The 9,192-nt window shown below is 62.1% G+C and carries 8 protein-coding genes and 1 pseudogene; 1 reads left to right on the top strand and 8 read right to left on the bottom strand.

Annotation, left to right across the window (positions count from 1 at the left end; translation table 11 throughout):
* Positions 1 to 373, top strand: a 373-nt coding sequence (locus QF819_08340) for a FlgD immunoglobulin-like domain containing protein (protein ID MDP6803167.1), incomplete at its 5' end; no start/stop codon positions are given.
* A gap of 9 nt (positions 374 to 382) precedes the next feature.
* Here QF819_08340 and murA read toward each other — a convergent pair.
* The 8 genes and pseudogenes from murA to narH form a co-directional block, all read right to left on the bottom strand.
* Complete coding sequence (murA, locus tag QF819_08335; GenBank protein ID MDP6803166.1) at positions 383 to 1,642, bottom strand: UDP-N-acetylglucosamine 1-carboxyvinyltransferase; 1,260 nt, start codon at positions 1,640 to 1,642, stop codon at positions 383 to 385.
* A gap of 41 nt (positions 1,643 to 1,683) precedes the next feature.
* Positions 1,684 to 2,601 carry a peptide chain release factor N(5)-glutamine methyltransferase gene (gene prmC / locus QF819_08330; GenBank protein MDP6803165.1) on the bottom strand — a complete coding sequence of 306 codons (918 nt, stop codon included), beginning with the start codon at positions 2,599 to 2,601 and terminating at the stop codon, positions 1,684 to 1,686.
* A gap of 78 nt (positions 2,602 to 2,679) precedes the next feature.
* Positions 2,680 to 3,087, bottom strand: coding sequence for a DoxX family protein (locus QF819_08325; protein ID MDP6803164.1), 408 nt, complete (start codon positions 3,085 to 3,087; stop codon positions 2,680 to 2,682).
* A 102-nt stretch (positions 3,088 to 3,189) separates the two neighbouring features.
* Positions 3,190 to 4,467, bottom strand: a pseudogene (locus QF819_08320) (MFS transporter).
* A 45-nt stretch (positions 4,468 to 4,512) separates the two neighbouring features.
* The gene (locus QF819_08315; GenBank protein MDP6803163.1) at positions 4,513 to 6,150 is read right to left on the bottom strand and encodes an antiporter; all 1,638 of its coding nucleotides are present in this window, start codon (positions 6,148 to 6,150) and stop codon (positions 4,513 to 4,515) included.
* Positions 6,151 to 6,222: 72 nt separating this feature from the next.
* Positions 6,223 to 6,951, bottom strand: a complete 729-nt coding sequence (gene narI, locus QF819_08310) for a respiratory nitrate reductase subunit gamma (GenBank protein MDP6803162.1) — start codon at positions 6,949 to 6,951, stop codon at positions 6,223 to 6,225.
* 15 nt (positions 6,952 to 6,966) lie between these two features.
* Positions 6,967 to 7,629, bottom strand: coding sequence for a hypothetical protein (locus QF819_08305; GenBank protein MDP6803161.1), 663 nt, complete (start codon positions 7,627 to 7,629; stop codon positions 6,967 to 6,969).
* A 1-nt stretch (position 7,630) separates the two neighbouring features.
* Positions 7,631 to 9,175 (bottom strand): nitrate reductase subunit beta, encoded by a 1,545-nt coding sequence (narH, locus tag QF819_08300; GenBank protein MDP6803160.1) that lies wholly within the window; start codon positions 9,173 to 9,175, stop codon positions 7,631 to 7,633.
* Between the last annotated feature and the right edge of the window lie 17 nt (positions 9,176 to 9,192).

The following is a 9,192-nucleotide window of genomic DNA, read 5'->3' as shown; positions in this document are numbered from 1 at the left end:
CGATGTCCGCATTCACAACCGCGCCCTGGACGCCACGGAGATTGCCGGCCTCTTCGCCGCGACCGCCGTGGAGTCGCTGACGCACCCGTCCGTGCAGATCGCCGGAGGTCCCGGTTTCCCGAACCCCTTCCGGCACGAGACGAACATTCGCTTCTCTCTCCCGGAGGGCGGCTCCCGCGCCAGCCTTCGCATTCACAACTCCGCGGGGCGGTGGGTCCGCACGCTGCTGGACGGGCCCGTCTCTGCGGGGACTCACACGGTTCGCTGGGACGGGCGCGATCACACCGGGCGACCGGTCGCCGCCGGTGTGTACTTCTACCGGATGGAAACAGACCTCGGACCCGCGACCGGAAAGCTCGTGCGCGTTCGCTGACGCGCGGGGTTATTCCGAAATGCGGTGGATGTCCGCGCCCACAGCACGGAGCTTTTCCTCGATGCGTTCGTAGCCCCGGTCGAGGTGGTAGACGCGGTGGATCGTTGTCTTCCCCTTCGCCACGAGTCCCGCAATGATGAGCGCGGCGGAGGCGCGAAGGTCCGTCGCCATGACATGGGCACCCTGGAGCATGTCCGCCGGGTGTACGACCGCCGTGTTGCCATCCAGGCGAATGTCCGCGCCCAGGCGCCTCAGTTCCGGCACATGGGTGAAGCGATCCGTGTAGATCGTGTCCGAAATCACTGAGGTCTCGCACCCCATGCACGCCAGCGCGATCATCTGCGCCTGCATATCCGTCGGGAAGCCGGGATAGACTGCGGTCAGCACATGAACGCCGCCCAGAGCGTCCGGCGCATGGCAGCGTACGGTCGTCGCGTCCACCTCCACCGCGGCGCCCATCTCGCGCAGTTTCTCCAGCACGGCGTCCATGTGGTCCGCACGACACTCATCCAGCGTGATATCCCCGCCAGTGATGGCCGCCGCCGCAAGAAAGGTCCCCGCCTCGATCCGGTCCGGGATCACGGCCCAGCGCGTCGGCGTCATTTGCGACACGCCGTCCACGGTAATCGTCTTGGTGCCCGCGCCCGAGATCTTCGCACCGCACGCGACCAGATAGTCCGCCAGTGCCACCACCTCCGGTTCCGCGGCAGCGTTTCCGAGCACGGTCTGTCCGCTCGCAAGGACGGCGGCCAGGAGCGCATTGCAGGTCGCGCCCACGCTGGAAATGGGGAAGTGTATCTCCGCGCCGCGAAGCCCGCCCGATGGTGCCTCGGCCACGATGTACCCGTGCTCAATCTCCACCTTCGCGCCGAGCTTCTGCATGGCCTGCACATGGAGATCCACCGGCCTTGGACCCCACGCGCAGCCGCCCGGCAGCGAAACCCGCGCCCGGCCCATCCGCGCAAGAAGTGGGCCCAGCACATAGACGGACGCTCGCATGGTGCGCACCAGTTCGTACGGCGCCTCGCAAGATGTGAGGTGCGACGCATCCATCGTGACCGTGCCGTTCTCGTGGGAGGAGCGTGCGCCAAGTGTGGTCAGAACGCTGCGCAGCGTGTCGATGTCGCGGAGATCGGGAACGCGGTCCACCACGGAGGGCTTGTCGAAGAGAAGCGACGCGGCCAGCACGGGAAGCGCGGCGTTCTTCGACCCGCTGACGGAAACGCGGCCCCGCAGAGGACCGTTTCCCTGCACGACCATGGCGTCCAGCGTCCCGCTCCCTTCCCGACGAACGAATCAGTCCGCCGGATCTACTCCTGACCCATCCACCGGGCGCGCACAATCCGGTTCCGCTCTGCGAAGTCCGGCAGCACTTCCGCGTCCACAAAGCCCAGCATCTCCAACTGGTCGCGCACTTCCGGCCCCTGTGCCTCGCCGATTTCAAAAAGAAGCCATCCGCCGGGCTGCAGAAACTCCCGCGCCTGTTCCGCGATCCTCTGGTGAAACCCCGTACCTCCCGCAGGGTCGAAGAGCGCTTCCTTCGGGTCTGCGTTTTTCACTTCCGGGGGGAGTGTGTCCCTCTCCTTTGGGTCGATGTATGGCGGGTTCGCTGTCAGCACATCCACGGTCCCGAGGAGGTCCTTGAACGCGGAGAAGAGATCCGAGCGGCGCACTTCCACCAGATCCGCCACTTCTGATTCCTGTGCGTTGGTTCGTGCCAGACGAACCGCTCGAGAGTTCAGATCTCCGGCGTGGATAGAGACGCGACTGTCCGTGGAGTCCCGGACGCTGGCGGCCACGGCAATGGCGACGGCGCCGGTTCCCGTGCACAGGTCCAGAACGCGAATGGGTTCCGTGCTGGAGGACAGGCGCTCCCGGATCGCGCCGAGGGCCAGTTCTACCAGCACTTCCGTCTCAGGGCGCGGGATGAACACTCCGCGTTCCACGCGAAGGACGATGTCGTGAAACCCGGTCTTCCCGACCAACAACTGCAGGGGCACTCCCTTGGACCGGCGGTCGATCATCTCCATGTATCGCGCCACGCCTTCCGCGTCGGCGGTCAAGTCCGGCCGGACGAGAATATCGACGCGTGTTGCGCCAACTGCCGCCTCCAGCAATGTGGTGGCTTCCCGGCGGGGGTCTTCACTGCACGAGCAGTTGCCCGAACGCAGAATAACCTCCGCCTCCGAGACCAGGTCCCGAAGGGAAACGGTTCCACCTGTCTTCATGGAGTTCCTTCTCGTCATCACCGGACACGCCTGCGGACGACGCGGGGGACGGCGTGCCGCCCCCCTGCATCGCGAACCCTAGAAAATCTCGGGCTCCTTGTCCACATCGATGCGGAGAAGATGGTCCACCGAGAACGGACCCGATCCGCGCCAGACGAGAAGTACCAGACTGAACAGAACGAAGAGCGTGAACTGGAAACTCGTGCTCGTGACGACCAACTCTCCGGCGGTGCCCGCAGCCACGCCGCCGACGATGGCCGCTCCCACCAGGATCACCGCGTTTGCGGCGGCGGCCACGCGTGTGACGAACCCAAGTGCCAGCGCAGCCCCGCCGATCACATGCGCAAAGACCACCGACCACGCAATCATGATCTCGCCCTGTCCGAGGTTGCTGCCGAGCATCCCTTCCAGTTCCGACATGTGCATGATGAAGTAGACGCCCTTGATCACAAGCGCGATCCCCAGGTAAATCCGAAGCGCGTCCATTGGGCGCACATGGCGAATCCCGGGGATGAGGTCGTGAATCGTGGCCCGGCCCGCCTTCGCGATGCGCTGGGCCTCCTGCGCCACCTCAAACTCCCGTGCCGCCTCCGCCTCTTCCTCCGGGCGAAAGCGCACGGCAAATGTCGCGAAGGAGCAGACCGCGACCAGTCCTCCCAGTATCAGGAGTGCCTGCGGGTAGGAGATGGCCTCGGCGCGAAGCAGAAACCCGGCACTCACGGCACCCATGTTTCCGCCAGCCCCGACGATTCCCGCAACAGCCCCGAGCGCCTTCTTGTTGATGAACGGGACGATCGAGTAGGTCGCGCCCTCGGACATCTGCACAAAAAGGCTGAAGACGATCATCATCGGGATGGCCAGCGCGATCGCCGTCATCCGCGAGAAGAACACCAGTGCGATTCCCTCGATCAAAAGGGCTATGAAGAGCCACTTGACCCGTCCGTGAAGGCCGCCCTTTGCGACGAAGTGGTCGCTGATGAACCCCCCCATCGTTCTTGCGAAGATGTTCATCAACCCAAAAAGTCCCGCGACCAACCCCGCAGTCTTCAGGCCCAGCGAGAAGTAGTCCATGTAGTAGATGGCCGCAATGTTGTTGATCGTCAGTTCGATCCCGAAACACGCCCCGTAGATCAGAAAGAGCGCCCACACGCGATGGTCCCGCGCCGCCACCCAAAACGCGCCCTTTGTCTTCTCCACTGTGGGCATCTTGCCCTGAGCGCGAAGGTCCTTGAAGTTTCCGTCCGGAAGGTCCGTGGTGAAGAAGTAGTACGCCAACCCGGCGAGAAAACAGACCAACCCGGCCGCCACCATCGACAGGCGCCACGCCGACGGTTCCAAAAATCCGAGTGCGAGAAAGCCAGAGAAGACCAGCGGCATCACCATCTGGGTCACGCCGCCACCGAGGTTTCCCCAACCGGCCGAAGTGGCGTTGGCCGTTCCCACGCAGTTCGGCGCGAACATCACCGAGGTGTGGTACTGCGTGATCACAAACGCCGCGCCGATCGTCCCGATTCCCAACCGGAAGAGCAGGAACGAGGTGTACCCGTTCGACAGGCCGATCCCCATGACGGGGAGCGACGCGATGAGCAGCAGGTAGGTGTAGCTCAATCGGGGACCAATCCGGTCGCAGAGCCAGCCGATGAACAGTCGCGCGACGATGGTAATGGCCACCGACGCGATGATCGTGTTTCCGATCTGCGCCTTGGTCAGCCCCAGTTCGCCGCGAACTACCGCCATCAGCGGGGCAATCCCGAACCACGCGAAGAAGCACAGGAAGAAGGCGAACCATGTCATATGGAACGTCCGCATCTGCGGTGTCTTCAGGCTGAACAGGTCAATGGATGTCGCTTTGTTCTGAACCTGCATGATCCGCATTTCCTCCAGGGGTGGGGGCGAAGCGACGACCCGCTCCTACGGGTTCTTGTGCTCCGCCTTCGGACCGAGGTAGTACCACCAGTTCAGGACTGCGCAGAACGCGTAGAAGACGGCCAGTCCGTACATGGCGACTTCCGGGGTGGCTGCCTTCATCTGCTCGCCGATCAGTTTTGGAATCAGGAAAGCGCCGTACGCGGCGACTGCGGAAGTCCATCCGAGAACCGGTCCGGCTTGTTCCTGGTTGAACACCATGGAGATCGTGCGGAATGTGGAGCCGTTTCCGACGCCCGTCGCGGCAAACAGAATGACAATCAGCACAAAGAACGGAATGAAGTAGGTCTCCGGCGTCATCGATTGATACGCAAGGGATGAGTAGTAGCCCACGCCGATCGCGGAGAGCGTCATCACCACGGCGACCACCTGTGTCACAATGGCGCCACCGACCTTGTCCGCAATCATTCCTCCGATTGGGCGAATCAGCGCACCCACAAACGCACCCACCCAGACAAACATAAAGGTGGGCGGAGCCTTCGCGTTGTTCCCGGCTGCGGACAACACTCCGTCCACCATGCCGCCGTGCACCATGACGCCATCCACCATGCCGTGCTGAAAGCCGAAGATGAACTTGATGGCCAGCCCCACGGCCGCGGAGAACCCGATGAACGAACCAAAGGTCATCGTGTAAATGATGGTCATCACCCAGGTATGCTTGTTGCCGAAGATCTTGTACTGCCTGTCCAGGTTGCCTTTGATTTCGCCGGGCGAGAGTGCCTTCATCAGGACGACCGTCGCCCCAATCACGGCGGGCAGCACGATCCACTTGACCCATGTGAGGGCCGCGTACTGAAGAATGAAGAACAGACCCACACCTGCCGTCACAAACCCGATCAGAAGCAGCCAGGCGATCCGGCCAAACGAGACCAGTGGGTTTTTCAAGCCCGGCGTGACGGAATCGGTGGTGATGTTGTTCATCCGTGTCCAGCCAAGGAATGCCAGTGGAATCAGCCAGTACATCCACACCCAACCCGCGCTGGAGAGCCATGTCTGCGACCCTGCCGGAATGCGCTTGAAGATGGTGCCGCTGGTCGTGGCCAGTTCCATCGAGGGACCACTCAGCGGCCCGACAATGGCGGCCGTCATGCAGAGCGGAATCAGAATCTGCATGGTCGTCACACCGAAGTTCCCGAGCCCGGCGTTCATGCCCAGCGCGTAGCCCTGCACGCGCTTCGGGTAGAAGAAACTGATGTTGGACATGGAAGACGCAAAGTTCCCACCGCCGATTCCGGACAGAAACGCCAGAATCTGGAATACCCAGAGCGGGGTGTCCGGGTTCTTCAGGAAGTGGGCGGAACCGAGCGCCGGAATCATCAGGAGCGCGGTGGTGAAGAAGATGGTGTTTCGTCCGCCCGCCAGGCGGATAAAGAAGGTGCTGGGAATGCGAAGCGTCGCACCCGTGAGCCCCGCGATGGCCGTGAGTGTGAAGAGTTCCGTCTGTGCAAACGGGAACCCGAGGTTTTTCATCTGGACCGTAATGATCCCCCACATGAGCCAGACGGCAAAACCGCACAGCAGACTCGGGATCGAGATCCACAGGTTTCTGGTCGCAACACTCTTACCTGTGCTCGCCCAGAACTCTTCGTTTTCGACATCCCATTTGTCGATGTTCGCTGGCATTAGCCTGAACTCCTTGTGTCGGGTTACCGGAGATGGAACTACGGGCCACTCCAGGCGGGGAGGCGCCCGCAGTTAGTTGTTCCGCGGGCGGGTCCTGCTCCATGCTCCCGCAGGATCTCGGATGGTCTTCCGATCCCAGTTCCAGATCACTCGCTGGTACGGGCGCCAGATGTAGTGGAACGGCGCCACAAGAAGGTGAACGAGGCGCGTGAAGGGAAACAGTCCCGTAATGAGGAAGGCCCCAATCATGTGCAGCTTCACGATAAGCGGCAATTCAACCACCGCGCTGATGTCCGGCCGAAGCAGGAACAACGACCGCAGGTAGGGCGTGAGGTCCGCCGCAAACCACGACGAGCCCCAGCGATACCCAATGGCCGTCCAGCAGCCCAGAATGACCTGGGCAATCAGGAGAATCTCGATCGTGAGATCCATGCGGTTCGTCACCATGCGCACCCGGGGATTCCCGAGGCGCCGAACCAGCAAGAACACCAACCCGAACAGCACGCTCAGTCCAAACGCGGCGCCGGTGACTTCCAGTGCAAGGAGTCGAACCGGGTGGCTGTTCCACAGAAGCATCTGCTCCGGCAGGAAGAACGCCCAGAGGTGCCCCACAAAGAGCGCGAGGATTCCCCAGTGGAACGGCACCGACCCCCAGAAGAGACGCTGCCCCTCCAGAAACTGCGACGACAACGACGAGACACGAAACCCTGTCTGTCGATATCGAAAGATGGTGCCTGCCAGAAACAGGGCCATCGTCAGGTAGGGGAGCCCGATAAACAGGAACCCGTTCAGGCTGTTCATGATTCCTCCCGTCCTCTACGCATTGCGCTCGAGGGCCATTTCCGACCCGACCGAACGCAGGAAGTCGTGGGTGGCCGGCGTCGTCGGCCGGACCTTCAGTTCGAAGTCGTGGTGCAGCACGCAACGGAGCGTCTTGAGCGTGCGACCGTATATCAGTGCGTCATTCTCGCGGGTCTCAATCAGCGTCTTGTGGTGCTTCCGATAGAGCGCGTCCCTCTTGGTCACGCGTTCCGGATCGAACTCGGCAATCATCTGCCTGAGTGCGGGGTAGAGGATCTCTTCCACCAGTTCCCGCATGAGTTCCTGGTCCTCCATCTTTGCAATCAACCGGAGGAGGTTGGGCATGTGGTCTCCGAGTTCCGTTCCGCAATCCAGCCCGGCCCGGCGGTGCTCACCGTTCAGGTTGGCGAGAAGCTCCCCGCGCTTGTAGTCGTCTCCAAAGAGGACATATCCGGCATCCAGCGTGGTCAGCGACTGGACATCGAACGAGCGCGTAAACAACTCCTCCGCCTCATGAAGTGGCAGTTTCGGGACCACATCCGTAAACGGGCGCAGCTCTTCCGCCGCGTCCGGAAAGCGGTCGTCGAGCATAGCCTGCACGCGCTCGATCTTCTCTTCGAACTCCGCGTGGGGATACGCGAACAGGTCCGCAAGGACCGCGTAGTGGGATCGGTCCACGCTAGATCCCACGAGCCGGGGTGTCGTGCGAACCAAACCCCGTGCTGCCGCGCTTGTCGCCGGTGAACTCGAGCATCTCGATGGCCTGCTCGCGATGTGCCGCCGGAATCACAAAGCGGTCGTTGAACTTCGCCAGGGAGGTGAGTTTGTAGATGGCATCCGCGCTGTCGGTCGTGAGGTCGGCCGCGCAAAGTGCCGCATTGGCCTTGTCTTCGCTCACATCACCCACCGTCACTTGACGCCGGTGAATCCGCATCGCCATCATCTTCTGGATGCGTTCGCGGACCTTGCCTTCGTCGCCCGCGCTGAAGAGGTTGGCCATGTACTTCATGGGGATGCGTGCCTGCTCAATGGACCCCCACAACTCCTCCGTGGAAGTGTCGTATAGCCACTGGTCTTCCCAGACCTTCGACATGGGGTTGAGTTCGTCGCCCGCTTCCGAGCGGTCGCGCACCGATGCCATCACGGGAAGAAGGGGCGGCACATAGAACAACATGGGCAGCGTCCGGAACTCCGGGTGGAGTGGCAGCGCGAGGTTCCACTCTTTCACAAAGCGGTAAACCGGCGACTTCGCCGCCGCGTCCAGCGTGGAGTCCGCAATCCCGTTCGCACGAGCCGACGCGATGACCGCCGGATCTGTCGGATCCATGATCATGTCCATCTGGCGATCCACCAGGTCCTTCTCGTCGCAGGAGGCCACTTCCTCGATACGATCCGCGTCGTAGAGCAGAACGCCCAGATAGCGGATCCGCCCGACACACGAGTGCATGCAGGCGGGCGCGTGTCCCGACTCAATCCGGGGGAAGCAGAGAATGCACTTCTCGGACTTGCCGGTCTGCCAGTTGTAGTACGACTTCTTGTACGGGCACGCCGTGACGCACATCCGCCAACCCCGGCAGACATCCTGGTTGATCAGAACCACTCCGTCTTCGCCGCGCTTGTAGATAGCACCGGACGGGCACGACGCCACGCACGCCGGGTTGAGACAGTGGTTGCAGATCCTCGGGAGGTAGAAGAACGCCATGCGCTCCAACTGGAACATGGCTTCCTGCTCCGCGGGAGTCAGGTTCTCCAGATTCGGATCCTTCCGCCCGTGATCAGGCGTGCCCCCCATGTCGTCGTCCCAGTTGGGTCCCATGCGAATGTCCATCGGTTCGCCGGTAATCAGGGAAACAGGACGCGCCGTGGGCTGGTCGTCCGATTCGGGCGACTCGATGAGGTTCAGGTACTTGTAGGTGAATGGTTCGTAATAGTCGTCAATGACCGGCAGGTGCGGATTGTGGAAGATGTTCGCAAGGCCCTTCTTCTTTCCCGCGCCGCGAAGTCCGATGCTGGACCCGTTCTTCCGCCAGCCGCCTTCGTAGATGTCCTGGTCTTCCCACTTGCCCGGATAGCCCGTGCCGGGCTTGGTCTCTACATTGTTCCACCACATGTATTCGGCGCCTTTTCGGTCGGTCCAGATGTTCTTGCACGCAACCGAACAGGTATGGCATCCGATGCACTTGTCGAGGTGGAAGACCATCGCCACCTGGGATCTGATATCCATGATTTCCTTACCCCTGT

It is taken from the genome of Gemmatimonadota bacterium (assembly GCA_030747075.1).
Lineage (GTDB): Bacteria > ARS69 > ARS69 > ARS69 > ARS69 > ARS69.
The sequence above is the reverse complement of the archived record's forward strand: the minus strand, read 5'-3'. Positions and strand labels throughout refer to the sequence as shown.

Excerpts from the sequence above, each read along its gene's own strand:
- QF819_08325 (MDP6803164.1), bottom strand. The coding sequence starts at position 3,087 with ATGGACGCGCTTCGGATTTACCTGGGGATCGCGCTTGTGATCAAGGGC.
- narI (MDP6803162.1), bottom strand. The coding sequence starts at position 6,951 with ATGAACAGCCTGAACGGGTTCCTGTTTATCGGGCTCCCCTACCTGACG.
- prmC (MDP6803165.1), bottom strand. The coding sequence starts at position 2,601 with ATGAAGACAGGTGGAACCGTTTCCCTTCGGGACCTGGTCTCGGAGGCG.
- QF819_08315 (MDP6803163.1), bottom strand. The coding sequence starts at position 6,150 with ATGCCAGCGAACATCGACAAATGGGATGTCGAAAACGAAGAGTTCTGG.
- narH (MDP6803160.1), bottom strand. The coding sequence starts at position 9,175 with ATGGATATCAGATCCCAGGTGGCGATGGTCTTCCACCTCGACAAGTGC.